The following is a 25,236-nucleotide window of genomic DNA, read 5'->3' as shown; positions in this document are numbered from 1 at the left end:
ATTCGAAACGGTCATCTGGACCGGTGAGGGCGGCGAGCCAACCTGGTACGAGACCTTCGAAGGCGAGGCTAAGCGCGGCTTCTGCCCGACCTGCGGCAGCCGGCTCGCGGCGATCGACAGCGACATCCCGGAGATTGGCATCAACGTCACCGCCCTCGACGACACCAGCGGCCCAGACCTCGTGCCGATCCACGCGTCCTTCCGCGACAACGCCGTGCACTGGCTGCCGTCGGCGCCGGAGACCGAGCACGGCACGCCCGGTTGACCGCCCGTCCACTGGTCGGCAACGTCACCTGCCCCCTCGATGGCCCCGGCCGGCATCCCGTTCCCGCCCGCGAGCAGGGCGGGAACTCCCGGGCCGGGACCCGCCGCGGTCATGCTCAGCGCGGATGACGGAGAACTCTGCGAGTGCCGCGCGGCAGTCAGACCGTCCAGGGGATGCTCAACCGGAGCGAGTCCAGAAAGGCGCTGGGCTACTTCCGAGACGAATTCTGGCCATCGACGCCTGCCGGGACGAAAGCGTGAGACCACATCCCAGGACGTTGAGAATTCCGGGCGGGTACGAAGAATCTGGGTGAGTGGAGCCTCGGGTCCATCAGTGATGAATTGAGAGCCGCCCGCCGCATAGGGAACATGCTCGGTACCAGGAGCCCGAACAGGTTCATCAATTTCATCGAAGCGGCCTACATCACGCCGGTGAACAAGGCACAGTCGACCTGACAGGAACTGCTCGTCCAGACCGCTGGGTGGCCGTCCCGCTCCTTCGACGGCCACCACCGCTCGCGACCACACGGAAGAGGCACAAGACGTGAACACATGGACTTGACAGGGAACTGTGCTCATGTCGGCACGAGACGCGCATCTCCGGTGGCCCTGCTGTCCTGTGGGTCGGTTTCCGCAAGGACGAGCTGAGGTGGATCGGCCTGGGTGGCGAGCCCACGTGGTACTCGAGCTGGCTTCTCCGAACTACTGGGATCGGTGCCGACGTCCAAGGGATCTCTGACATCAACCAGGACCGCTTGTCGCCTCACGCGGTCCGGCGTTCAGGTGAGCGGGAAATTTCAACGAGCACCGCGAGTGTTTCCGGCGGGGGCTACCCACTTGTGGAGTGCGGATCGAGTCGACCGACCAAGGGCATCATCGGCGCCCCGTAGTCGCCGTCTACGCTCTTGGCATGCAGCGCAGTGATGTCACGCGAGACGACGGCACATGGGTGGGCCTGTCCTTGGATGTACAGGACCGCCACCAGCCGGAGCTGTGTGTTTTCACTGCTGGGCCACGGCTGCTGATCTCCCAGCTGTCGCGGCCTGTGCTGCTCGCCGTTGTCGAAGAGCCCCTACAGGGCGTGGACTTCTGGCGTACCGACGAATACCGCTCCTTCGTTCCACCGCTGCGCGCCGACGTGGGGCGTGCCCTGTCGGGCAGCCCGCAACGGTGGGCTCACCGCTTCGCGCAATACCTCATCGACTCGCCGGGCAGCCCGTTGCACGAGGGCCGGTGGCTACTCTCGTGCGAGAGCCCGCTCCCGCGCTGGCGCCACGCTGCCACTTCGCATGCCGAGTACTGGAGCTCGATGCTCGTCGAGGGCCATCCGGACGGATACATCGACTGGTTTTTCCACTCCACATCGTTCGAGGTCCTGCCGCTGCGGCCAATGCCCGGCCCGGGCGACAGCCGCGTCAAGGCGTACCGCAAGCAGGTCCGCGAGGGGACGCTCCCACCCGTTCTGTTGTGGTGGGTCAGTGGTCTGGACTGTCATCTGATCCTGGACGGTCACGCACGACTCGCCGCGGCGATCGCCGAGTCCATCGAGCCTCCGTTGCTGCAGTTGCACCGTACGGTGCAACGCGATGACCTGGTCGCACGTATCGATGACGCTGTGGGCTTCTATGAGTACGAACTGGAACGCTTCGCCGAACTCCGCGCCATCCACGGTCCCACCGTCCCGGACGGCGCCGCCACCGCCGGCCCACAGCTCGTCCGCCTCCTCCACGATTTGAACACCGCGGAACAGCCGACCTGGGCCTGGCCCTTGCCCGGAGGGGAAGGCCAGTGGCGTCGCATCGCACGCGAGGTAACCGTCGGCAAGAACTGGCTCCGTACCTAAGCCCTGCCGAATCACTCTCGCCAGCCATCACATCCGGGCGTACCGCGAGGGACGCTCGTGCGGGGCTCGTAAAGTCATCGCCGCAGGTCGGGAGGGTAGAGCGTTCTCGGCTGGGACCATGTCGGCGTGATCATCTCGATGCTGTACAAGGGGGCCCGCAGGCTGCTGTCCGTCCCCGGGGTGCTCCTGCGCCGCGACACCGATAAGGAAGCCGAGTTGCTCGTCCTCCGGCATGAGAATGCGGTGCTGCGCCGTCAGCTCGCCCGCCCGGTCCGGTACGAGCCAGCGGACCGGTTCTGGTTGGCTGTGCTCTCCAGCCTGATACCCCGTCGCCGCTGGCGCGAGGTCTTCGCGGTTACTCCCGGGACCCTGTTGGCCTGGCATCGCAGGTTCATCGCGGCGAAGTGGGACTACGGCGCCCGGCGCGCCCGCACCGGACGGCCGCCGACCAAGGCAGCGCTCAAGAAGCTGATCCTGCGGCTCGCTCGAGAGAACGCACAGTGGGGGCACCGGCGGATCCAAGGCGAGCTGACCCGACTCGGACACCCCATCGCCGCATCCACGGTATGGAAGATCCTCCACGCGGCGGGCATCGACCCGGCCCCACGCCGCGCCGGCCCGACCTGGCGGGAGTTCCTCACGAGCCAGGCCCAGGGCATCATCGCCGTCGACTTCTTGCATATCGACACTGTCCTCGGCAGACGCCTTTACGCGCTGGCGTTCCTCGAACACGGCACCCGGCGCCTACACATCGCCGGCATCACCGCCCACCCCACCCGCGAGTGGGCAGTGCAACAGGCGCGGAACCTGACCGCCGACCTCTGCATGCGCATGGAACCCCTGCGCTTCCTCCTGCGTGACCGCGACGGCAAGTACGGCCAGTCCTTCGACGCCGTCTTCGAGGCCGAGGAGATGGAGATCCTCAAGAGTGCACCGCGAGCTCCTCGGATGAACGCCCACTGTGAGCGGGTGATCGGCAGCATCCGGCGTGAGGCCCTCGACCATGTCCTCATCATGAACGAGGCCCACGCCCGGCACGTCCTGGCCGCCTATGAGCGGCACTACAACGAGCACCGCCCCCAACTACCTCCGGGCGCCGACCAGCAGCCCATCACCGTGCACGACCCCGAAGTCCGCAGACTCCTGCGCACCCGCATCCTCGGCGGCGCCATTAACGAGTACCGCTATGCGGCTTGACCTGCAACGACGACTTTCCGAGCCCACACCCTGCGGCACCAACTCCTGGTCCTGCAGCGCCAGGCCGCAAAACCAGTGTTCACCGACACGGACCGCGCGATCCTCGCCGGCCTGCTCCACCACCTCCCTACCGACAGGCTGCGGCGCCTCCTGCTGCTGGTCCGCCCGGACACAGTCCTTCGGCGGCATCGCGACCTGCTCAAACGGCGCCACGCCACCGCCTGCGTGCCGAAGCGTCGCGGGCGCCCGCCCACCGTCCGCTCGATCCGCGCCCTGGTCCTGCGCCTGGCCCGCGAGAACAGCTCGTGGGGCTACCGGCGAATCCACGGCGAACTCGCAGCCCTCGGCATCAAAGTCGCCGCCTCCACCGTCTGGGAGATCCTCCGCAAGCACGGCATCCCACCAGCGCCCGAGCGGCAGAGCACGACCTGGGCCGACTTCCTGCGCAGCCAGGCCGACGCCCTGCTCGCCTGCGACCTCTTCGAGACCCGCACCCTGGCCGGAGCCCGCCTGTACGCCTTCGCCGTCATCGAGCACGCCACCCGCAGGATCCGGATCCTCGGCGCCACCGCACACCCCACCGCAGAGTGGATCGTGCAACTCGGACGCAACCTCCTCATGGACCTCGAAGACGCCGGCAGCACGGCCAGGTTCCTGATCCGCGACCACGACGCCAAGTTCACCACCGCCTTCGAGGCCCTCATGGCCGGCGCCGGCCTGAAGGTCGTCACCACCGGCATCCAGATGCCACGGATGAACTCCCTAATGGAGCGCTGGATACAGACCTGCCACAGAGAGCTCCTGGACCGCACTCTGATCTGGAACCAGCGCCACCTCCTCCACGCGCTCCGCGAGTTGGAGACCCACTACAACCAGCACCGGCCACACCGAGCCCTCGGACAAGCCGCACCGCTACGCCCTTTCCCCAAACCGATCAACCCGCCAGCCCACATCGCCCACCTGGACGTCCGACGACGAGACCGACTCGCCGGAACCCTCCACGAGTACAGACATGCCGCTTGACCAGCCTGGATGATTTATCGGCACCCGCAGTGTTCTGGGTTCCGCCGCCCTGCGGGCGCACGCGCTCCTGCGGAATCAACGGCTTGGCGATCTCCCACAAGCCGTCTGGAACAATCCAACGCCACGTATCCCGCCCCATACGCAGACCAACGAGCGATCACCACATAGGACATCGTCTAAATGGCACTTGGACGAGGTCTTCGTCAGGATCAACGGCGAATGGAAGTATCTGTAGCGGGCCGTGGACCAGGACGGCAATGTTCTCGACATCCTCGTGCAGAACCGCCGGGACAAGGCCGCGGCCAGGCGTTTCCTGTGTCGTCTGATGAAGAAGACCCGCGTGGTGCCGGGGGTGATGGTCACCGACAAGCTCCGCTCCCACAGCGCCGCCCACCGCGAGGTCATGCCCTCCGTCGAGCACCGCTCCCATAAAGGCCTGAACAACCGGGCCGAGAACTCCCACCAGCCCACCAGGCAACGCGAATACGCGATGAAAGGCTTCCGCAGCATGGGCAGAGCGCAGCGGTTCCTGTCCGCGTTCAGCGGCATCTCACCCCACTTCCGGCCCCGACGTCACCTGATGACCGCACATCACTACTGAGCCGAGATGACCGTCCGCTTCGCCATCTGGAACCAGATCACCGGCGCCGTCAGCCAACTCACCACGGTCTGACGACAGGTGCGGAACCCAGCACCACCACACCCCGACAAGCCGTCAGACACCCACACCCCCCGACAACGTGAAAATGCCATCGCGCCGGCTGGGCCACCGGGGACGAGGTCTACGGCGGCAATCCGAAACTACGCGCGGCCCTGGAAGAACGCGGCATGGGCTATGTGCTGACCATCGGTTGCACGGCAGAAGTGCGCGCGTTCAGATCACCGACGGCCAGGTCCTGCCCGGCGCCCCCGCCTGATCAGTCCGCGACCTGTTTCATCGATCCCCTGTTTTCCCTGGTGGACACGCCTTCTACGTCTGAGGGTCTGCGGATGGCCGAGAGTAGCGTCTGCTAGAAGGGATAGGCGGGTGGCAGCCGCAGCCGAGTGATCTGCCGGATGAGGCTTGGAAGCTGATCCGGCCGGTCGTCACGGCGGGGAGAAAGGGCACCGCCCCTTCGCACAAGGAGGTCTCCATGGCGCACGACGACCAGTTCACCGCTCTCGGACCGCCGTTGGTCGGCTCAGGACATACGCGTTCGGCGTTCTCGACCAAGGCCACCGGCATGGTCTACGGCGGGAACATGCAAGGCGTGACGGCCGGCTTGTACGCCGAGAGTCCCGAGCGCGACACCAAGCGCGAGGCCGACGTCGACGGCGTAGGCGTTTTCGGGGTGGGCGACAATTTCGGTATCTTCGGGAAGACCGTGCCCAGCCCTGGACGCCCTGGCATCGCCGGGCTGTTCGGCCAGCACAACCGGGGTGGTATCGGTGCTATCGGGGCGACGATGCGGGGCGGCATCGGCGTGGTGGGCACGAGCGTGGAGAACCTGCTCAGCCCGTTGGGGACGTTCGGCTCCGGCCCCGGGCCAGGCGACGGATCCGGAACCGGGGTGCTCGGCACTAGCGGCAGCGGCGTCGGCGTGCACGGGATCAGCCACTCCGCCGAGGGCGTCCGCGGCGAGAGCTCCCAGGGCGATGCCGTGGTGGGCCACAGCGCCGGCGGACGAGGCGGACGTTTCCAGTCCGGTCGCACGGCCGCCGGTACCCCCATCGGCCAGATCGGCCTGGTGCCCCAGCCACTGCCGGTTTCCGGTCGGATCACCGCCTCCCCCACAATGTACGACGGCACGGCGCTGGAACAGTTGCCCACTGAGGGAAGCGGGGGCGACCTGCTGGTCACCCAGTCTGACGACGGCACCTGCGCGTTGTGGTTCTGCACGAACTCCGCCCAACAGGACCGCCGCGCAGTCTGGCGAGAGGTACTGCTCGGCCCTACGCCGGTGCCGCAGGCGGTGGAGTTGGTGGACTGGACCGTGGTCGAGCGCGACCCCGCGACGGGAACCGCACAGGGGACTTGGCACGGTGCCGGTGTGCGGTTGGTGGGGCCCCTCAGCACCGGCAGTGCCGTGGACGGGACCTTCCGCGGGTTCTCCTCCAGCGCGTTCGCTCCGCCGTTGCCGTCCAGCGACGCTCTGGAGATCGTCGGCGGAACCGAGCACGCCTTCACACTTACCTTCGCGGCTGCCATCAAGGACCCGGTGCTGTATCTGGCGTCGATGGGATCGATTATGCAGTTTCCGGCCGGGACAGAGGTGACCCTCGTCAGCGGGCAGGGGGTGAGCGTGTCCGGAAGCACTGTGACGGGCGTGGTCGGACCGGTCGACTCGAACGGAACCATCAGGCTTGCGGGCGTGTTCACCACGATCTCGTTCACGGCCACGACGAATGTGCCCACGCCGGGGGTCATCGATGGGATCTTCCTGCAGATCGGTGGTATGCCGGCGTAGCGCCATCGCCGGGGAAGTAAGGTCGCGCGGCGACGGTGCCGGCGGACTCGCGGACGGGTCCTCGCGCCATCCCCCGGCCTCCCGTATCTGCCGGCGCAGCAGGTCGTGGATGGCCTGGTCGGTGCCGTCATCGGGCTTTCGCAGGGGTGGGCTGTCCGCTCCCTAATCGAAAACGCAAGAGGTGCTCCTGAGCTGCAACGATGAGGCTTGCTGAGGGTCTTGTGCGTTGCTGGCGAAGGAGCACTTCTCGGGTGAAGAAGCGTATCGGGTCCTACCCGCGTGTCCACGTCGAGGGCGGTGGCCGTGGGGTGGTCTCGCAGTCCGGAGCTGTGCTGCTGGTCGAGACGATCCGCAAGACCGGTTTGGACCGGGCGATATCGGCGGCGCTGGCGCCCTGGCGTAAGGCCCGGGCAGTGCATGATCCGGGCAAGGACGACTTCTCCGAGCTCGCCCGCAGCCTGGCCCTTCTGGTTCAGACGGAGCCGCCGAAGCCGCTGGACGCCCTCGTCGACGGCTGGGAGCGGGACCTGCTGGGCTGCACGTTGTCGGACTATGTGGGGCTGGGGCGGCTGCTGTTCACCGCGGCGATCCACCGGCAGGGCCGGTTCGACCTCGCCTGAGTGCCCGAGACCGAGCTCGCTGTGTTCGAGGAGCTGACGAGTCGCGCGGCGGTGCAGTCGGTACTCGAGCAGCACTTCGCCACAGGGGTCGAGGAGGAACGCGCCCGCGCCGCCGGCGGACTGCTCTCTTCCGATCCTCTGATGCGGCGGTACACGCCCAACCCGCTGCGCTCGAGGCCCTTTGGTGCGGGGGTTCGGGTGCGACTACCTGATCCCGGTGACACCTGCCGTGCTGGGCGAGGTGAGCCCGATGGGCCTGTACGACACAGGGATGGAGCACTACGACAGCAAAGTGTTCGAGGCGTTCACGCGGGACCTGGGCGAGCTGTTCGAGCAGTACGTCGGCCGGCATCTGCGGCTGCTCCCCAACTCCGAGGTCCATCACGAGATCGTCTACGACAAGGACAACAAGAAGAGTGCCGACTCGATCGTGGTCCTGCCCGGCCTTGTGCTGCTGGTGGAGGCCAAGGCGGCCCGGCCCACCGCGGGCCTCCGGCTCGGACCGCAGCAGGAGTTCGGCGAGGAGCTGGACAAGAAGCTGGCAAGGCCCTCGGGAAGCAGATACCGGCCACCGCGAAGCTCATTCGCGACCGGCACCCGAAGTTCGCCCACCTCCCCCACGACCGGCCGATGTTCGGGATCGCGGTGACGATGGAGCCGTACCACCTGGTCAACAGCCCCGAGTTCCGGGACGCCTTGCCAGCCACGGACATACCCACGGCGGTCGCCTCGGCCAGCGAGCTGGAAGACGCCGTCGTCGCGAACGCCCCCGGCCTGGAAGAGGCGATCCTGGCCCAGATCGAGCAGCCGCCGCCCGGCGGATGGTCCCTGCGAGCCCCAGCCAGCGGACGCACTGACATCAACCCAATCCTGGACGAGGCGTGGGCAGCGTACCCATGGGGGACGGAACACACCTCCCCCTCCGGCGACACCGCGGCGATGGAGCCCTGAACGAGCGCCCGGATCAGCCTCACCGCAGCCTAGGCAGACCGGCCGAGGGTGCCGCCACCCCGGCGGCACCCAAGTTCCACGCCCGGCACGGCCGGATCCCCCGCGCCCAGCTTGCCGTATACGCAGGCGGGCGGGTGCTGCTGCGCTCACGCCGCGGCACGGACATGACGGCAGCGTTCCCCGAGGTTCGGAGGGCGGCCCTCGCTCAGCTGCCGCCGGACACCGGGCTCGATGGCGAACTGGTGGTGTGGGAGCGGGACCGACTGGCGTGCGAACGCCTTCAGCAGCGGCTGGCCCGGCGCGGGACAGCTGCGGTGGAGGCGGCGCACCAGTGGCCGACGCACTTCGTGGCCTTCCACCTGTTCCACGCGGGCGCCGACCTGACCGGCTGGCCGTACGAGCGGCGCCGCGGTGCGCTGGAGACGCTGTTCGCCGACAGCCCAGCCACGGCACAGCAGTGGCTGGGCTGGACGGCGGTCGGAGTAGGGCTGTGCTTCAAGCGGCTGGACGAGCCCTACCGCGGGAACATGCGGTCGTGGCGGAAGTACAAGGTGCGCTCCACCACCGAGGCCGTGATCGGCGCGATCACCGGATCACGTGCTGCGCCTCGGACGGTGCTGCTGGGCCGCTACGACACTGCAGGCCGCCTGCAATATACGTCGGTCGCAGCACCATCCTCTCGCAGGCCGCCAGCCGGCCGCACTCTGGCCGCTCAGCTGGCTCCACCAGTGGGTGCACACCCATGGCAGGGGTGGTCGTTCTCGGCAGGCTGGGGAACACAGCGCACTCTGGACGTCGCCCTGGTCCAGCCCGACGTCGTGCTGGAAGTCGCTGTCGACGTCGCCCGGGACAGCGCTGGACGGTGGCGGCACCCGGTCCGGCAACATCGCATCCGCACGGACGTCGGCGTCCGACAGGTCCCCCTGCTCGGAGAGGGCGATACCTGAGCGTGGTCACACCGCTTGTGATCGCGCGGATCTGGTGAGTGCTGGCCCATTTCGGCACCTGCGCGAAGGCAGAGCCCTACAGGCACCTTCGACGACCACCTGCATCACGCGGTGCGCGGTAGTGTCAGCCGCTCGACACCAGCGGAGGTCACGGTCCATTCCACACGCTCGGCCGCCGCACGGCATCGAACATGACGTGCAGCGCCGAGAAAACCTCACTCGTTCCCGAGCAGTAGCTCACGCACGCTTTGTCCCGGCCCTGCGAGTGAACGCAAATTTGTTGCCGTGGGAAGGCCACTAATTTTCATGAACTTGCGTACCGACGAGATGTTAACGGGGACCCTTACGACAACTTTTGTGGAAAACCACGTCTGGCTGAGCGTTGTGTTCCGAACTTGGAAATCGAAGACGTACAATTCACCAGCAAGGAGGGGCCGGTTGGTGGTGAACGTCCCATGGTAAACATCACCGTGGGGTGGGATGCGGACCTGGAATTTGGGTGACTGCGATACGGTACCCCAAAAAATATTGGCGTCGTTGTAGTTATTTGAGGCCCAGGACAGAGTGATACTTGGCTCGGAGTGAAGAGTCCGCCCCTGCACCTTGTCGATGTGAACCCTCGGCGGCGGAGGGAGGCCTCCCCCTGTCGCAGGAGCTCCACCGTTAACCGTGATGGGAGGTGCTGTGGTCTGCAGCTCTTGTGAAGGGCTTCCATCCCAAAAGAACGATACACTCACGAAGATTTCGGGAGCCCCAAACGCCAAGATCACCGCCTTCGGCACTTGCACTTCTGTGCTGTTTCCGTCGAGCTCACGGAAGAGTATGCCGTTCAGGTCGATGCGCACCTTGTCCGGCGATTCAGAGTCGGCGAAGAAATCATCAACTGACCACTCTACGGCCAGGTTGCCATCATCGGTCGGCGCGACAGACTCGATTGCTGGTGGGTGGCGTGTCAACGTTGCTCTCCTTGGCGGAAATTGCACTATGCGGGATCGAAATCAACGTCTCTAATCTGTCACTTTGCGGCATTCGCGAGCCGGCCCACCGGGAGCTCTTTAGGCCGTACCCTTGACTTCGTCGCCCAATTGGATTTGTTGCCACGTGGCAACCGACTCTTCCCCAACGGCCAGGGGTCTGGTGAATCCCGTGCAAAGCCAAAGCGAGATGGAATCCAGTGTAATAATCCCTCCCTCGTGACCGCCTCTGTGCTTGATAAGTCGGATGTCTCCTGTGGAGGCGTGTTTGGGAAGGTTTGGTCCACTCTCATGGCTCAGGTTGATTTTTGCGTTGACGATGCTCACACCGCCGGGGTAGTCCCCGTTAAAGTTAATCGTGAGGCCATCTGCTGTGTCATGGACTAGCGCTCTACGATGACTGCCGCCTGCAGACGATCGCCGCGCCGGCGCATCGAGCATAAAGTCAGACGCGCTGGCACTAAGGATCGACCCTTCGATGAAAACCGTCTCTTGTTGTTCTTCGGAAAACCTGAGGTCTCCCAGCATTACTACCTCCCAAGTCACGAGCCGATAGCTGAGATCGTATGGGCGCGTTCATCGACCGCGCCAGCCGGGCCGCATGCCAGGAGACCATTAGGGTTAACCTCGGGCTTTCATGAAGCGGGCTGTCCGACAGGCGGCCAGGAAAGCAGAAAGCGCCTCTGACCAGCAAGGATGAGGATTGTCGAGGTCCTTGTTCCCGCTGAAACCAGAGGCACTTCCCAGGTGAGACACCGTATCCGGTCCTATCCCCGTGTCCGCGTTCAGGGTGACGGCCGTCAGGCCGTCTCCCAGGCCGGGTCGGTCCTGCTCATCGAAACAGTTGGCAAGACCGGCCTCGACCAGGCCATATCCGCAGCTCTGGCTCCGTGGCGGAAGCTGCGGGCTGTCCACGATCCCGGCAAGATCCTCCTGGACGTCGCCCTGGCGGTCGCACTCGGCGGGGACTGCCTGGCGGACGTCGCGATGCTGCGGGGTGAGCCGGCCGTCTTCGGCCCGGTCGCCTCCGACCCTACGGTCTCCCGCCTGATCGACGCTCTCGCCGCCTCCGGCGAGAAAGCCCTGCAGGCCATCGGTCCGCACGGTCCGAAATCCGCAACCGGGTCTGGTCGTTGGCGGGCAAGAATGCCCCAGACGTGGATGGACAGGTCACGGTCGACCTCGACGGCGTCCTCGTCATCGCGCACTCCGACAAAGAGGACGCGGCCGCGACCTGGAAGAAGACCTACGGCCATCACCCCCTGACGGCTTTCGTCGACCACGGCTCGGGCGGAAGCGGAGAGCCGGTCGCCGTCCTCCTCAGGCCGGGGAACGCGGGCTCGAACACGGCCGCCGACCACATCACCACCGCTCAACTCGCCCTGGCCCAGGTGCCGAAGAAGTACTGGCGAGGTCGGCAGACGCTGGTCCGCACGGACTCCGCCGGCGGCACCCACGACTTCGTGTCCTGGCTCGCGAAGCGAGGCCGCTGGCTGTCCTACTCGGTCGGCATGGTGACCACCGACACCATTCACCAGCACGTGCTGAAGATCCCGGCCACGGCCTGGACACCGGCCATCGAGGCCGGTGGCAAGGTCCGCGACGGGGCCTGGGTTGCCGAGCTCACGGGCAAGCTGCTGGACGGCTGGCCGAAGGGCATGCGGCTGATCGTCCGCAAGGAACGGCCGCACCCCGGGGCCCAGTTGAGGATCACGGATGCCGAAGGCATGCGGATCACGTGCTTCGCGACCGACACCCCTGACCGGCCGATCGCCGAGCCTGAACTCCGTCACCGGCTGCGGGCCCGCGCGGAGGACCGCATCCGGGCCGCGCGTTCGACCGGCCTTCGCAACCTTCCCCTGCGTGACACCGCGCAGAACGGGGTCTGGCTGGAGATCGTCCAGATCGCTCTCGACCCGCTGGCCTGGATGCCCATGCTCGCCCTGACCGGCCAGACCAGGCTCTGGGAACCGCGCCGGCTGCGGTTCCGCCTGTTCTCCGCGGCCGGCCAGCTCGTCACCACCGGCCGGCGCAGGATCCTCCGCCTCGCCCGCCACTGGCCCTGGACAGATGAGATCACAGGCGCCCTCGAACGACTCGCGCTCCTGCCCACCTCGGGCTGACCAGCAGACTTCCCGCCCCGACGGCAGCACCACCCGACCCGGGCAGTGGAATCCGGCGCCCACCCGACGCGGCAGTCGGGCTACCAGCCTGCTCACCACCCGCCCCAGAACGCGAAAAGGTCCGCCGACTCCGTCGGCGGACCGTCATGCAAGATCGAGGTTAAATTTGCTGCTTTTAATACCGAAAGCATCCTGAAGGTACGCACTCTGCAACGAATGCGGTGGCGAGCGTGGCCGCGGGTACGGGTTGTGGCACGCGAATGGATTACCGACGTACCGCCTCTATGCAGGCTCTGTGACGGAATCTGGCCGCGCTCGACGCGGTGGGCGATACCGGCCCTCACGTCGAGGCCCTGACCGGCCAGTTCACCGAAGCACAGGATGATCTGGCCAGCATCCGCGTCAGCCTGCGGGCGCATGATCCGTACCGAGCGCCGAATGGCCATGTCGAATGGCGCTGCTGAGCCCCGGCGTCCAGATTGAGCATAGGCACCGCATCTGGTCTCTGTAAGGAAGGAGCGCCACTGTGCAGGACAAACCCGCATCCACACCGAAGATCCGCCTCGTCGCCTCCGATGAGGAGCAGCAGCACGTGCGGCTCACACCGGGTGCCCGGTATGAGGTCGCGGTTACCACGATCGTCGACTCTCAGTTGGAGGACATCAGCGAGGAATCGTTTGGCAATGACGTCCGGCGGCCGCCCCGGCTCTGCGGAAGCCGTTCGACCTGCGTCGCCATCGTCGAGATCGAGTAAGCCGAATGGAACAAGCTCTCGCCACCTCTCGCTACACCTTCCGGGTGCCGATGTCCGAGGGGTACGCCCTCCTCCACGCGAGTACCGGAAGTGTCTTCAAGGTCGACGGACCGGATGCCGAAGAGATCTCGTCCCTGCTCAGCGGAGACCGTCGGCTGATTCCTCCGGGCACCCTCGACGAACAGCTCACCGCACGGTTGCGCCGCAACGGCTTCCTCATGGAGCCGGGTTTCGATGAAGTCGCGGTGGTGCGCGAGCGGTACTGGACGGCCCGCGGCAGCGCTCCCGTCGTACTGCTGGTGACGACCACCATGGACTGCAACCTGGGTTGCTACTACTGCTACGAGTCCCGCACCCCCGACGCGCTCCGGCTCACAGATGCCGAGACGCTCGTCGACATCGCTGCGCAGCGGCTGGGCGGGCGCAAGCGTTCGCTGCACGTGGACTGGTATGGCGGTGAACCGATGTTGGGCATCGACTTCCTGGAGCGGGGATCGCTCGCGCTCCAGGAGTACTGCCAGTCCGCAGGGATCAGGTACCACGCTTCCATCATCTCCAACGGAACGCGGTGGCCCGATGACCCCGGGGCGTTTGTCGCCCGCCACAGGATCAGGGAAGTCCAAATCTCCTTCGACGGCATGAAGGACAACCACGACCGTCGACGGCGCTACCGGCCCGAGCACCGATCCCCCGCCGACCGATCGTCGTTCGAGCAGGCCGCCGCCCTGGTGGACGAGCTGGTGCGACACACCCGAGTGGACCTCAGATACAACGCGGACCAGGGCAACGCAGGGGATCTGCGGGCGTTCATCGGCTTCGCCAAGGCCCGCGGCTGGTTCGACGGCCCGTTCCGGTGCGTACTCATGGTCGCGAAACTGTCCGCCTACTCAGAGCGTTCATCGTTCCTGCGCCCCCACGAACTCGGTCCGGAGCGGTTCGAAGAACTGCAGGCCCTCGCCGCGAAGGAGCTACCGCCCAAAGCGCAGGACGACCAGGACATCGTTTCTGGGTTCCCCCATCCGAAGACGTCGGTCTGCGGCGCCCTGGCCCATGACTCGGCCGTTGTCGGGGCAGATGGCCTGGAGTACCGCTGCGGCTTGCAGGTGGGCGAGCCCGGCCGCGCCACTGGCCGCTTCCTGGGAATGCCCGGGGTGCGTCCCGGCGACGGAACTGAGACCTTCCCTGACCGGTCCTGGTGGGCCGACTTCGACCCGACCACGCTGCCGACTTGCTCCCGCTGCTCGTTCCTTCCCCTCTGCTGGGGTGGTTGCCCCAAGCGGCATCTGGATGGAGATGGGACGGCGATCCGCTCCGAAGGCCGCTTCTGGCGCGCGAACCTCCCCAGGATGGTCGCTGCGGGTTTCGCGGACCAAGCGGCAGAGGGTTTCGAGTTCACTGAGGCCGAGCAATTTCGCGCGGGCCTCCCTGACGAGGACTCATGCGACTCTCGTTGCTGATCGCGGACGCAGCGCGGTGGCCATACGGAGGACGTGGGGCAGAGCCAGGCGATCCATGCGTCGCTGCCACTCGTGAGGGCAACTGGTGACCCGACCAGCGCACACGCCAATACGAGGTGAGCACTTGGCACCTCCACCACATGCACACCGTGTCGTCGTGCACGAAGCAAGATCAGACTGCCCATCAAGATCAGCACTCATGTCCACCGCGACTGTCGCCAACCGCCGGGTTCGTGCTCATGCAGAGAGTCGTCCAACACCTGGTGGTGCTGGTCAACAAGTACGACAGCGTCAACCTCCCCGACGGCGCCTGCCGTCTGCTGATCCTGGACGGGAACCCGAGGCCCCTGGATGGGGTGGAGCGGCGGGAGGCTGTCGCGCTGTCCCACAGCACCGTCCGCCTGGCCCGGGAGATCCAGCGGATCGAGAAGGCATGGGCCGGGGCGTCAGACACAGGGACGACTACTGCGCGGCGGCGGAGGTGCGGTACGCCGAGCACGGGACGGTGCGTCCGGAGACCGTCGCGCTGCGCGAGGCGTTCGATCTCTCCGCCACCAACCGGGCTCGGGCTGCGGCCGACCGCGTGCAGCGGGCGGTGAACGACCTCGGCGACAACGACAAGGCCCTGCGGGGCTGGCTGCGGGAACAGAAGGCCGCCTACCTGCACCTGACCAATCACGCCGACGCGCAGCATGCCTTGGCCGGGGCGCTGGATGACAACCCGTTCCTCCTGCGCCCCGTGAACGCGGCCCCGGTCCAGATCCGGGCGGCCGTGGCACAAGCCCGTGCTGCTGCCGAGTTCCTGGCCGACCAGTTGGCGTCAGCCTGCGGCTCGGTGTGCAGGCGCTGTTCGAGAACGTGGTGTGGTGCGACGAGGAGCGCTCCGACGATGCCGAGCAGGCGTGGCAGAAGCTGGGACTGCATCTCGGATTCGTCAGCTCGCGCCCGGAGAAGCAGTACGGCACGGGCCCGGACAACCTGTGGGCACTCTCGGCGGCGCGGCAGGCGGTGACCGAGCTGACGGATCGGCCGTGGATGCCGCCTCGTCGCCCAGGCACGCGGTGGAGATCCTGGAGCGGCAGCTGGCCGTCGCCGACCATGTGTCCCGGCGGTCCAGCGTCCGCGGTGACGATTTGGGCGATGCGCTGCTGGACCGGACGCAGCGCATCGCCGATCTGGAAACGCGGCTCAACCAGCTGGAGGCTGACCGCGTTGCGGAACAGAAACGGGCGGACGAGCTCGCGGAGGCGCATCCGGATGTCTACGGCCTCATCCAGGAGCGCGACGAGCTCCAGTTGGAAGTCGAGCGGCTCGGAGCGCCCTCCGGGAAGCACAGGCTCAGCGTGCTGCGGCGGAAGGCCGCTGCGATCTACTCGAACGCCAGCTGGCGGCCGTCGAACAGTCCGCCCCGGCTGCTCTGCCGCCGGGGCGTCAGAGCATGCCCAAGATCCTCATCGTCGATGATCAGCCGGACAATCTGCTGGCGATGACCCAGTGCTGGCGACGCTCGAGCAGGAGCTCGTCACCGTCCCCTCCGGCCGAGAAGCCCTCAAAGCCCTGCTCGATCACGACGACTTCGCTGTCATCATCATGGACGTGCAGATGCCGGAGATGGACGGCTACGAGACCTGCGCTCACATCAAGCGCCGCTCAAGAACCCGGGACATTCCCGACCGCGATGGGCACCGAGTCCGAACACTCCGCACGCGGATACGCGGCCGGCGCCGTCGACTACATCAGCAAGCCCTTCGACCCATGGGCCCTGCGCGCCAAGGTCGCCGTGTTCACCACCATCTACCTGGAGCGACATAGCCAGTAGACCTCGAACTGGCGCAGCACTCCCCCGGTCCCGTACGCGAAGAAGGCGCGGGACCGGGCTTGCTTGCCACGGCGCCGACCGTGGGCACGGGCCGGTTGCCGGACGGCGTGGCCGGTATCCGATGTTGAGAACCGGCTCAGTCCACGGAGTACGCCTTCTCGCCCACCATGAAGGGCGCGTCGGTCGGTCCTTTGATGTAGGGGCCGCGCCAGATCAGGCGGTGTTCTTGAGCGCTGGGGTACCACTGTCGGACCTTGTGCATCCGGACGGTCCACCGGTGGTGGTAGACCCGGCTCGTCCCGCCGTCTTCCGGCGAACGCTGTGCGGGCACCTGGTTGGCGAGGCGAATGACGCGGACATCAGGGTCCGCTGGCCGTGTCCCGGGCCGGGTGCCGGGTCGGTCCTCGCCAGGTTCGCGCGGGGCGCCGAGGACCGTGACGCCCTGGGCGGCGAGCCGCCAGAACGCGAACGCGTAGCGGGCGGCGAAGTCGTCGTAGGTGTCCTTGATCCGCCCGCCGTCCCACTGCCCTTCCTCCGGCGGCAGCGCGCTGTGCTGGGCAACTTGGTTCAGGACGGTGTTGAGTCTGCGGTGCTCTTCGGAGAGTTCGGCGTGCCGCTCGCTGCTTGCGATGGTGAGGGCGCCATCGGCCCGCAACCCGTAGATTCCGTCCGGGACGAGCGGAGGAAGCGGTGATCCGCCGGCGCGCGCCTGGGTGACGGCGAGACGCCAGGAATCCGGCTGTACGGGTCCGTCGCGGTCCATGAAGCACGTGAGCTGGACCCCGGGGTACTGGGCGTCGGGCAGAACCTGGTGCTGGGTGACGAACTGCCAGCCGAAGGCGCGGATGTCGGAGAAGGAACCGCCCCGGTTCTCCACGACAACCGGCTCCGGCAGCACCAGCAGCCCTGCCGGCATCGGAATGTCCCTGTCCTTGTCGAGGGTGCCGACGTCGGCAGGCTCCAGGGTGGCGGCAGCGGCCATGACCGCTGCGTGCGCGGCCGGCGAGATGACAAGGACCTCGGCGGCATCGAGGAGCTGGAGGACCTGCCGGATCTGCCACTGCGCCGCCTCGACCGGGCCGGGCGGCCACGGCCGCCGCATCCCCTGCTTGCCGAGCATCATCGCAAACGCCATGTTCTCTCGGTGCTGTTCAGGCACGTCGCTGTGATGGAGCACGGTGCGAAGCTCCGTCATCCGATTGTTCACGTTCGACGCCATCATCGTGCGCACCCACATGTTGTCCTGCAGGAGCCGACGGCTGTCAGCCCGTAACTGATGTGCGGCGCACGCCGCTTTGGTGACGCTCCACGTCGTCGAGGTGTCGCGGCTGCCTTGCTTTTTACCGCGGCTCGCCTTGCCCATGTTCTTCCCCTCCCGGTCGCTCCGACAGGAGCTACCCGAGGCCGTTCGCCGGAACACCGCAGGATCCGGACGGAAAGGGGCGAAGAGTGCTCCACTCGTCACTCATTCGGCCGGTGGTCGTTTCAGGTATGGATCAGCACCTGATGCGAAGGAGGCCTGGTGGGCCCGTCGTTTGTGATCGAGAAGCTCGAGTTCCAGCGTGACGACGGCTGGCAAGTCCGCTTCATCAAGGGCCTGGTGGCCTTCCTGGTGGGCCACTCCGGGGCTGGCAAGTCCACCGCCCTGGAAACGCTGCTCTACCCGCTGGGCCTGACCACAGCAACGATCATGCCGGAGGTCGGCGCCTGCCAGCAGATCCGGCTGACCTTCCGCGTCGCCGGCACCCGGTGGCAGGCAACCCGCAGCGGCTCCAACCCCCGTGCCCGGGTGTCGGTGAAGAACCTCGACAACGACACCGAGCACTCGCTGCCCGTGAAGAACACAAAGGCCGGCGAGGTGACATCTGGCGCCTTCATCCAGGACCTCCTGGGCCTGCCGCAGGCAGCCCGAGGCGCCACCCGCCTGGACCTCGACGACTACTACAACACCGTCCTGGCCCTGCGGCAGCACACGATCGCCTCCGCCTTCCTGGGCGGAGGAAAGGACGAGGAACGCGTCCTCGTCCTGGAGGCGATCCTCGGGCTGTGGGACGCGGACCTCGCCGGCCTGGAGAAGAACGCAGCCGAGACCGCCTCCCGCTTCAACAAGGCCAAAACAGACCTGACGGCGTTCAAGAAACTGCGGGACAAGGGCGGCCTCGCCGACCCGGACCGAGTCCGCTCTGACTACGAGCAAAAGCAGCGCGAGCACGCCGCAGCGGCGAACGCCTGGCAGCAGGCCGCCACGGCCTTGAACAGCGCGGTCGGAGAGCACGGCCGGCTCATCGCGCTGCACAAGGCAGCCGACGCCGACCGCAGGAAGACCGCCAAGCAGGCCACCGCCGCGCACGAGAAGCTGCAGGGCGCGACCGCCGAGCACGCCCGGGCCGAAGGCGCCCTCGGTGAGCTACTCACCCCGCCTCCCGAGGACTGCACCCGCTGCGGCCAGCCCCTTCCCGAACGGGAGCCGGACCTGTGCCGACAGTGCGGGCAGGCATGCCAGGACGCCGCCGATCAGCGCGAGCAAAAGATCGCTGCTGCCCGCGCGAAGGTGGAGCGCCTCCGGCTGAAACTGCGGCACCTGGAGGAGGCCCTGGCCGCGGCCATCTCGGCAGCGGAGAAGGCCGAGGACGCGGCCGCAGCCGCGCTCAAGGACCGCGACACCTACGACCAGGACCACCTTCAGTCGGCCCGCGCTGCTGCCCAGCAGGCCGAGAAGGCGGCCCACGGCCTGAGCCGCGACGTCGCCCGGCTCAAACAGTGGCTGGAGTCATCCGACTTCATCAACGCCCAGCAGCAGATCATCGACGCTGCCAAGGCCGACATGGAGAAGGCCAAAGCCGCCCGGGACGCCGCCCTCACCACCCATGAGGTACGCCGCAAGGAGATCATCGCCCGCTGGACCGAACTCTTCTTGGCCCGGCTCCAGCAGATCAACCCCGACACCGAAACCGCCTACATCGACCCCACCGACTTCACCACCCGCGTCAAGGAACGCGACAACCCCGACAAGACGTTCGCCGAAAGCTCCGTCGCCGGCAGCCCCAAGGTCGTCACCAACGTCGCGCTGCTGCTGGCCCTGCGCGACCTCGGCCGCACCGACCCCGCCGTCCGCGTGCCCCCCTTGATGATCATCGACTCGCCGCTCGCCGATCTCGGAGCCGTGGACCAGGCCACCGGACTCCGGCTGATCGACACCCTCATCGACGTCGCCGGCGATCCCTCCTCCGATGGGTACGCCTGTCAGGTCATCGCCGCCATCAACGACCCACTCCCCCACCCCTACCCGGGCGTCCGCGAGATCCCCGTCGGCACCGACAACCGGTTCTTCGACCACGCACCACGCAGCGCCTGAACACCAAGCTCGCCTGCCTGCCCCTGCGCCACAGGGGCAGGCACGGTGCGGATCCTCCGCCCAATGACCCGGGACATCCCCATCATCTTCCTGACCGCGATGGGCACCGGGTCCGAACACTCCGCCCGCGGATACGCAGACGGCGCCGTCGACTACATCAGCAAGCCCTTCGGCCCATGGGCCCTGCGCGCCATGCTCCGACTGTGAGAATGATCCGGTGCCGCTTCGGGCGGTGGCCTGACCCGTGCTTCGACTAGCGTTGTTGCCTTTGCGTTGATCTGTCGGCCGCTGCCCGGAGCGGCACTCGCTGCCGCCGGGCAGGGGACGTGTCCCGATAGGGGCCTTCGCGACAGGCACCGTCACAGTCTTGACCGCCCCGGCCCGGCGACGGTCACCAGCACCCGAGGCGATCAGGAGACAGGCGACCTTGCCCAGCATCACGCAGTCCGCTGCCCCGTGTCACATCCCGGCCGACGCCGCCGAGGAAGTCCTGCTCGGCGTTGACACCCACAAGGATGTTCACGCCGCAGCCGTCATCACCACGCTCGGCGCCACCCTGGACGGCCGGAGCTTCCCGGCGACCGCCGATGGCTATAGCCAACTCGTGGCCTGGGCCCGCTCGTTCGGCGTGCTGCGGCGCGCCGGAGTCGAGTGCACCGGCTCCTATGGGGCCGCCCTGACACGCCGCCTGGGGGCCGAGGGCATCGAGGTGACCGAGGTCAACCAGCCCGACAAGGCAGCCCGACGGCGCCACGGCAAGACCGACGCCATCGATGCCGAAGCCGCTGCTCGCGCCGTATTGTCCAGTCGAGCCACGGCCGCAGCGAAGACGAGCGACGGCCCGGTGGAGATGCTGCGACTGTTCAAACTGGCCAAAGGGTCCGCGGTCAAGTCCAGGACCCAGGCCATCAACCAGCTCAAGAGCGTCCTGGTCTGCGCCGACCCCGAACTTCGCGAGTCCCTGGCCGGGCTGAGCAACCCGAAGCTGTTCCAACAGTGCGCCACACTCGCGGAGTCGGAGATCTCCGGGCCGGCAGGAGCCGCGCGTCACACCCTGAGACTGCTGGCCCGCCGCATCCAGAACCTGACCGAGGAGATCAACGACCTCAACAAGCGGATAGCAGAAGCGATCACAACAAGTACTCCAGGTCTGCTCGACGTCCACGGCGTCGGCCCGGACAGCGCAGCAGCCTTGCTCATCTCGGCCGGTGACAACCCCGAACGCCTCGACAGCGAGGCGTCCTTCGCCGCTCTGTGCGGCACCAGCCCGGTCGAGGCTTCCTCCGGCAAGACCCAGCGCCGCAGACTCAACCGAGGCGGCGACCGCCAGGCCAACGCTGCCCTCTTCCGGATCGTCCTCAGCCGCCTGCGCTGGGAGGGCCGTTCCCAGGACTACATGCGGCGACGCCTCGCGGAGGGCAAGACTCGCCGCGAGATCATCCGGTGTCTCAAGCGGTACGTCGCACGAGAGATCTACCGACTCATCGCCCCCACAAACACCGCGGCAAACCGCACAGGACCAGCCCGAAACGCCGCTTGACATCCATAGGGGCATCAATGCCGTCAGCGAGGCGTTCAACAGCGTCCTCAAGGTCGAATACGTCCACCGACGCACCTTCGCCACCCGTGCCGAGGCCAGGATCCGGATCGCAACCTGGATCACCGACTTCTACAACGCTAGACGGCTACACAGCGTGTGTGGCTTCAAGAGCCCGATCGACTACGAACACGACTACTGGGCCGACCTCAGCAAGGGGTTGGCTGCATAGGAAGGTCTCCACGATTCGAGGGGATTGACACTGGCCACCCTGGTCCGGCTGACCAAGCTCCGCTGGCGCATCGAACACGACTACCGCGAGATGAAACAAGCCCTGGGACTGGCCCACTTCGAAGGCCGCACCTGGAACGGCTGGCACCACCACGTCACCCTCGTCTCCGCCGCCCACGCCTTCTGCACCCTGCAACGACTGGCACGAGACCCAAAAGACACGGCGCAGGACTGAGCCTCTACCAGACCGTCCGCGAGATGCAGACACTCCTCGCCCTCTGGGCCGGCACCTACCCCACCTGCCACCACGACATACCCACCCCAATACGAACCTGACCAAGCCCTACTAGGGCGCGTATCGAGTCGTGATCATCGGGTGGTCCTGGTGAGGTCTTTGATCCAGATCATCGAGGCGTGCAGGTGGAGACTGGCGAGGTAGCTGTCGGGAGTCTTGTCGTATCGGGTGTCTCACCGTCCCAGTTCCGGCCTCCTGGTACGTCACGCTCTGGGGCGGGTGAGGCACGTGGAGCCGACGTGAGCCGACCGGTGCACTGATGTCCGGGCGGGGACTCATGGGACATGGCCCGGCACCCGGCTCAGGTTCCGGGGAGGATACGGCGCGTTTCGTAGGCCCACATCGCGATCTCGACCCGGTTGCGGGCGCCGAGTTTGGCCATCAGGCTGGCCAGATGCGTCTTCACCGTGCTGAGGCTGATGTGCAGTGCATCGGCGATCTCGGTGTTGGTCAGCCCGCGAGCGACGGCGAGGAGCACCTGCTCCTCGCGGGCGGTGACGGGGGAGACCGGCTGGGCCACGGGCCGGCCGGCGGGCAGGTCCGCGAATGCCTGGAGCAGGCGGACGGTGACGCTGGGCGCGATGAGCGCCTCACCGTCGGACGCCGACCGTACGGCCTGCGCCAGAAGGTCCGGTCCCGTGTCCTTGAGGAGGAATCCGCGGGCGCCGGCACGCAGTGAGCCGTAGACGTACTCGTCGAGGTCGAACGTGGTGATGACGACCACGGCCAGCGGGTCGGCGACGCCCGGGCCGGCGACCAGCCGGGTGGCCTCGAGCCCGTCGAGTACGGGCATGCGGATGTCGAACAGGCAGACGTCTGGGCGTAGTTCGCGGGCCAGACGTACCGCTTCCCGCCCGTCGGCGGCCTCGCCGACCACCTCAATGCCGAGCTGGGCGTTCAGCATGATCCGCAACCCGGTGCGGATGATCGTCTGGTCGTCAGCGACGAGGACGCGAATGGACACCGCTCTCGCTCCTCGCTCTCGGCAGTTCGGCTTCGACATGCCAGCCCCGGTCGATACCCGGGCCGGCTCGTAGTGTGCCGCCGAGCAGAGTCGCGCGCTCGCGCAGTCCGGTAAGTCCGTATCCGTCGCGACCCCGGCCGGTGCGCCGGCCGTTGTCGCGCACGCTCACCCGTACCGAGTGCCGTTCCGCGGCGACCCGAACGACGAGCTCGGTCGCGTCGACCGCATGGCGCAGCGCGTTGGTCACCGACTCCTGCACGATCCGGTAGACGGCCGCGTCCACGGCCGGGGGCAGCGCGTCCAGTTCGCCGTCGAGCCCCAAGTCGACCCTGAGGCGACCACCCGGGGTGCGCACCAGGCGCTCCAGATCCGCGACTCCGGCAGGGGGCGCCAGCTCGGCGCCGACCCCGCGGTCGCGCAGCGCGGCGACCATGGCGCGCATTTCCTCCAGCGTGCGCGCCCCTTCCTCCTCGACCCCCTCCAGCGCCTCGACGGCGGCGGACGGGTCGGTGCCCGCAAGCACCCGGCCCGCCTGGGCGATGATCACCATGGCCGACACGTGGTGGGCCACCGTGTCGTGCAGTTCCCGGGCGAGCTGCTCGCGCTCGCGGGAGCGCACCTGGTCCAACTGCCGCTCGCGAGCGGTCACCCGGAACCGCACGGCAGCCCCGACCACGCCGGGCAGCAGCAGGAAGACGAAGCCCACGACGTTCTCGACGACCGGGGTCTCGTCCGTGACGGAACACAGCGCGCTGGCCGCGAGTATCACCGCGCCGCCCAGCACGATCTCGCGTCCCGATCCCCACCGGGGCAGCGCGTACACCAGCACGAGCACGACCGCGCCGGTGTTCAGGCCGACGGGCTCGCGCGGTGCGGCGACGAGCGAGGCCAGCTGGAGCAGGATCACCGAGCCGAACGCCAGCGTGACCATCGCCAGTGGGCGGGTCCGGCGCCACAGGGGCAGCAGGCACAGCCATACGGCGAACACCACCGCCACCGGCCGCCACACGACGTTCTCGCGCAGGGTGGCCTCCAGCACCACACCGCCCAGGCCCACGGCGAGCAGCGCCCAGTCCCGCCACACCCGGGCGGGCGCGTCGGGCGGCCGGGGTTCGGTCCACAGGGTTCGCAGGTCGTCTCGGAGCACGGTTCTCAGCCTAGGGACCGCGGCGTGCCGCGCATCGGCCGAAAGGACGGGTCGTCACTCCGCCCTGGGGCCGACGGATCCGCGGCCCGCGGGCCGATGCCGCGGAGCGCCGTGGCGAGGAGCCTCGGCATCGGCGGCCGTACAAGGACGGCCGACGAGGTGGTTGGAGGACCCGATGCTCTCGCAAGCCCTGTTGCGCCTGGGCGCAAGCGCCGCCCGCCATCCCTGGCGGGTGATCGCGGCATGGCTGATCGCCGCCACGCTTGCCGTCCTCGCCGCGATCGCCGTCGGCGGGCGGACCGCGGACTCGATGACCGCTCCGGGACTGGACTCCCAACGGGCCGCGCAACTGATCGAGCGGGCCGGCACCGGCCAGGAGGGGATGACCGCCCAACTGGTCGTCACCCCCCTCGACGACGGTGCGACGTTCTTCAGCCACGGCAGCGCGCGCACCGCTCTCACGCGGCTGCAGACCGAGGTGCAGCGGCTGCCGCACGTGCTCGGCACGAGCGACCCGGCGGGGGCACTCGACGCAGGCGGGGACACCACCGTGCGCGGCGGCCTTGTCTCGGCCGACGGGCGGATCGCGGTCGTCCGGGTGCAGTACCCCGACCAGAGCCGGCTGTCGGCCAAAGACCTCGACGCCCTCGTCGATCTCGGCGACCGGCTGCGCGCCGAGCTGCCCCTGCGCATCGAGATGGGCGGCAACCTCTTCTACGCCTTCTCCGACCCCGACGGCGGCGCAAGCGAGCTGATCGGCCTCCTCGCCGCGGCCGCGATCCTGTTCCTGGCGTTCGGTTCGCTCGTCGCCGCCGCGCTGCCGATCGGCATGGCGGTCTTCGGGCTGACCGTCGGGGTCGCCACGATGACGGTCCTGGCGGGGGTGACGGACGTCCCCACCTTCGCACCGGTCCTGGGCAGCATGGTCGGGCTCGGAGTCGGCATCGACTACGCGCTGTTCGTGCTCGCCAGGCACCGGGAGTACCTCGCGCGCGGGCTCGATCCCCGCGAGGCGGCGGGGCGAGCGGTGGCCACGGCGGGGAGGCCCGTGGTCTTCGCCGGCGGCACCGTCATCGTATCGATCCTCGGCCTGGCGGTCGCGAACGTGCCGTTCATGACGGTGGGCGGGCTCGCCGTCTCGATCGTTGTTCTGACCATGGTGGTCGCGTCGGTGACGCTGCTGCCGGCCTTCCTCGGCGCCGCCGGCCCACGCCTGGCCCGGGCCGGCCGGATCGGCCGGGCTCTGCAGACCAGGAACCTGGGCCGACTCGCACGGCGGCGGGACCCG

The 25,236-nt window shown here is 67.7% G+C and carries 21 protein-coding genes and 7 pseudogenes; 22 read left to right on the top strand and 6 right to left on the bottom strand.

Going from position 1 to position 25,236, the window contains the following annotated elements:
• The 4 genes from ACWD35_RS41335 to ACWD35_RS41320 all read left to right on the top strand — a co-directional run.
• Positions 1-265: GFA family protein (locus ACWD35_RS41335; RefSeq protein WP_451356504.1), on the top strand; the 265-nt coding region annotated here is incomplete at its 5' end.
• Positions 266-1,108: 843 nt separating this feature from the next.
• Positions 1,109-2,107, top strand: a complete 999-nt coding sequence (locus tag ACWD35_RS41330) for a hypothetical protein (protein WP_451356503.1) — start codon at positions 1,109-1,111, stop codon at positions 2,105-2,107.
• Positions 2,108-2,233: 126 nt separating this feature from the next.
• Positions 2,234-3,304, top strand: a complete 1,071-nt coding sequence (locus tag ACWD35_RS41325; RefSeq protein ID WP_451356502.1) for an integrase core domain-containing protein — start codon at positions 2,234-2,236, stop codon at positions 3,302-3,304.
• A 30-nt stretch (positions 3,305-3,334) separates the two neighbouring features.
• Positions 3,335-4,327, top strand: coding sequence for an integrase core domain-containing protein (locus ACWD35_RS41320; protein WP_451356506.1), 993 nt, complete (start codon positions 3,335-3,337; stop codon positions 4,325-4,327).
• Between the two features lie 28 nt (positions 4,328-4,355).
• Here ACWD35_RS41320 and ACWD35_RS41315 read toward each other — a convergent pair.
• Positions 4,356-4,466 (bottom strand): annotated as a pseudogene (locus ACWD35_RS41315) (IS5/IS1182 family transposase); the annotation flags it as partial.
• A gap of 42 nt (positions 4,467-4,508) precedes the next feature.
• Here ACWD35_RS41315 and ACWD35_RS41310 point away from each other — a divergent pair.
• The 6 genes and pseudogenes from ACWD35_RS41310 to ACWD35_RS41285 all read left to right on the top strand — a co-directional run.
• Positions 4,509-5,000, top strand: a pseudogene (locus tag ACWD35_RS41310) (IS6 family transposase); the annotation flags it as partial.
• A gap of 550 nt (positions 5,001-5,550) precedes the next feature.
• Complete coding sequence (locus tag ACWD35_RS41305; protein WP_451356501.1) at positions 5,551-6,774, top strand: hypothetical protein; 1,224 nt, start codon at positions 5,551-5,553, stop codon at positions 6,772-6,774.
• A gap of 251 nt (positions 6,775-7,025) precedes the next feature.
• A pseudogene (locus tag ACWD35_RS41300) lies at positions 7,026-7,205 on the top strand (IS1380 family transposase); the annotation flags it as partial.
• Between the two features lie 406 nt (positions 7,206-7,611).
• A complete protein-coding gene (locus ACWD35_RS41295) occupies positions 7,612-8,043 on the top strand; it encodes a hypothetical protein (protein WP_451356500.1) in 432 nt (143 codons plus the stop codon).
• Positions 8,025-8,345, top strand: coding sequence for a hypothetical protein (locus ACWD35_RS41290; RefSeq protein WP_451356499.1), 321 nt, complete (start codon positions 8,025-8,027; stop codon positions 8,343-8,345). Before ACWD35_RS41295 ends, ACWD35_RS41290 begins: the two co-directional genes overlap by 19 nt.
• Positions 8,291-9,292 (top strand): ATP-dependent DNA ligase, encoded by a 1,002-nt coding sequence (locus ACWD35_RS41285; RefSeq protein ID WP_451356498.1) that lies wholly within the window; start codon positions 8,291-8,293, stop codon positions 9,290-9,292. The genes ACWD35_RS41290 and ACWD35_RS41285 overlap by 55 nt, the downstream gene beginning before the upstream one ends.
• 215 nt (positions 9,293-9,507) lie before the next feature.
• Here the strand turns inward: ACWD35_RS41285 and ACWD35_RS41280 are convergent, their stop codons facing one another.
• Positions 9,508-10,248 (bottom strand): hypothetical protein, encoded by a 741-nt coding sequence (locus ACWD35_RS41280; RefSeq protein ID WP_451356497.1) that lies wholly within the window; start codon positions 10,246-10,248, stop codon positions 9,508-9,510.
• A 99-nt stretch (positions 10,249-10,347) separates the two neighbouring features.
• The gene (locus tag ACWD35_RS41275; protein WP_451356496.1) at positions 10,348-10,794 is read right to left on the bottom strand and encodes a hypothetical protein; all 447 of its coding nucleotides are present in this window, start codon (positions 10,792-10,794) and stop codon (positions 10,348-10,350) included.
• 219 nt (positions 10,795-11,013) lie between these two features.
• Between ACWD35_RS41275 and ACWD35_RS41270 the strand changes: the two are divergent.
• The 6 genes and pseudogenes from ACWD35_RS41270 (at position 11,014) to ACWD35_RS41245 (ending at position 16,419) form a co-directional block, all read left to right on the top strand.
• A pseudogene (locus ACWD35_RS41270) lies at positions 11,014-12,389 on the top strand (IS1380 family transposase).
• Between the two features lie 323 nt (positions 12,390-12,712).
• Positions 12,713-12,853: a hypothetical protein gene (locus ACWD35_RS41265; RefSeq protein WP_451356495.1), complete on the top strand. Its 141-nt coding sequence runs from the start codon at positions 12,713-12,715 to the stop codon at positions 12,851-12,853.
• Positions 12,854-12,915: 62 nt separating this feature from the next.
• Positions 12,916-13,143, top strand: a complete 228-nt coding sequence (locus ACWD35_RS41260; RefSeq protein ID WP_451356494.1) for a hypothetical protein — start codon at positions 12,916-12,918, stop codon at positions 13,141-13,143.
• A 197-nt stretch (positions 13,144-13,340) separates the two neighbouring features.
• Positions 13,341-14,600, top strand: coding sequence for a radical SAM protein (locus ACWD35_RS41255; protein ID WP_451356493.1), 1,260 nt, complete (start codon positions 13,341-13,343; stop codon positions 14,598-14,600).
• A gap of 433 nt (positions 14,601-15,033) precedes the next feature.
• Complete coding sequence (locus ACWD35_RS41250; protein WP_451356492.1) at positions 15,034-15,612, top strand: hypothetical protein; 579 nt, start codon at positions 15,034-15,036, stop codon at positions 15,610-15,612.
• Positions 15,581-16,419: pseudogene (locus tag ACWD35_RS41245) on the top strand (response regulator). The gene ACWD35_RS41250 and the pseudogene ACWD35_RS41245 overlap by 32 nt, the downstream one beginning before the upstream one ends.
• Positions 16,420-16,555: 136 nt before the next feature.
• Here ACWD35_RS41245 and ACWD35_RS41240 read toward each other — a convergent pair.
• Complete coding sequence (locus tag ACWD35_RS41240) at positions 16,556-17,554, bottom strand: hypothetical protein (RefSeq protein WP_451356491.1); 999 nt, start codon at positions 17,552-17,554, stop codon at positions 16,556-16,558.
• Positions 17,555-17,941: 387 nt separating this feature from the next.
• Here ACWD35_RS41240 and ACWD35_RS41235 point away from each other — a divergent pair, with 387 nt between their 5' ends.
• From ACWD35_RS41235 to ACWD35_RS41215, 5 genes and pseudogenes are all read left to right on the top strand, one after another.
• The gene (locus ACWD35_RS41235) at positions 17,942-19,774 is read left to right on the top strand and encodes a hypothetical protein (protein ID WP_451356490.1); all 1,833 of its coding nucleotides are present in this window, start codon (positions 17,942-17,944) and stop codon (positions 19,772-19,774) included.
• 57 nt (positions 19,775-19,831) lie between these two features.
• Positions 19,832-19,981: pseudogene (locus ACWD35_RS41230) on the top strand (response regulator); the annotation flags it as partial.
• 220 nt (positions 19,982-20,201) lie between these two features.
• Complete coding sequence (locus tag ACWD35_RS41225; RefSeq protein ID WP_451356489.1) at positions 20,202-21,314, top strand: IS110 family transposase; 1,113 nt, start codon at positions 20,202-20,204, stop codon at positions 21,312-21,314.
• 1 nt (position 21,315) lies between these two features.
• Positions 21,316-21,543 (top strand): integrase core domain-containing protein, encoded by a 228-nt coding sequence (locus tag ACWD35_RS41220; RefSeq protein WP_451356505.1) that lies wholly within the window; start codon positions 21,316-21,318, stop codon positions 21,541-21,543.
• Between the two features lie 24 nt (positions 21,544-21,567).
• Positions 21,568-21,777, top strand: a pseudogene (locus ACWD35_RS41215) (transposase); the annotation flags it as partial.
• Positions 21,778-22,138: 361 nt separating this feature from the next.
• Here the strand turns inward: ACWD35_RS41215 and ACWD35_RS41210 are convergent.
• Positions 22,139-22,801, bottom strand: a complete 663-nt coding sequence (locus ACWD35_RS41210) for a response regulator (RefSeq protein ID WP_451356488.1) — start codon at positions 22,799-22,801, stop codon at positions 22,139-22,141.
• Complete coding sequence (locus ACWD35_RS41205; protein ID WP_451356487.1) at positions 22,776-23,948, bottom strand: sensor histidine kinase; 1,173 nt, start codon at positions 23,946-23,948, stop codon at positions 22,776-22,778. The genes ACWD35_RS41210 and ACWD35_RS41205 overlap by 26 nt, the downstream gene beginning before the upstream one ends.
• Before the next feature lie 175 nt (positions 23,949-24,123).
• Here ACWD35_RS41205 and ACWD35_RS41200 point away from each other — a divergent pair.
• A partial coding sequence (locus ACWD35_RS41200) for an MMPL family transporter (protein ID WP_451356486.1) occupies positions 24,124-25,236 on the top strand: 1,113 nt, incomplete at its 3' end.

It is taken from the genome of Streptomyces sp. NPDC002671, assembly GCF_053592475.1.
Note: the sequence above shows the minus strand (reverse complement) of the source record. Positions and strands in the feature narration are given on the sequence as shown.

Coding starts and splice junctions, on each gene's coding strand:
- ACWD35_RS41305 (WP_451356501.1), top strand. CDS start 5,551: ATGGTCTACGGCGGGAACATGCAAGGCGTGACGGCCGGCTTGTACGCC.
- ACWD35_RS41290 (WP_451356499.1), top strand. CDS start 8,025: ATGTTCGGGATCGCGGTGACGATGGAGCCGTACCACCTGGTCAACAGC.
- ACWD35_RS41285 (WP_451356498.1), top strand. CDS start 8,291: ATGGGGGACGGAACACACCTCCCCCTCCGGCGACACCGCGGCGATGGA.
- ACWD35_RS41275 (WP_451356496.1), bottom strand. CDS start 10,794: ATGCTGGGAGACCTCAGGTTTTCCGAAGAACAACAAGAGACGGTTTTC.
- ACWD35_RS41250 (WP_451356492.1), top strand. CDS start 15,034: ATGGGCCGGGGCGTCAGACACAGGGACGACTACTGCGCGGCGGCGGAG.
- ACWD35_RS41240 (WP_451356491.1), bottom strand. CDS start 17,554: ATGGCGTTTGCGATGATGCTCGGCAAGCAGGGGATGCGGCGGCCGTGG.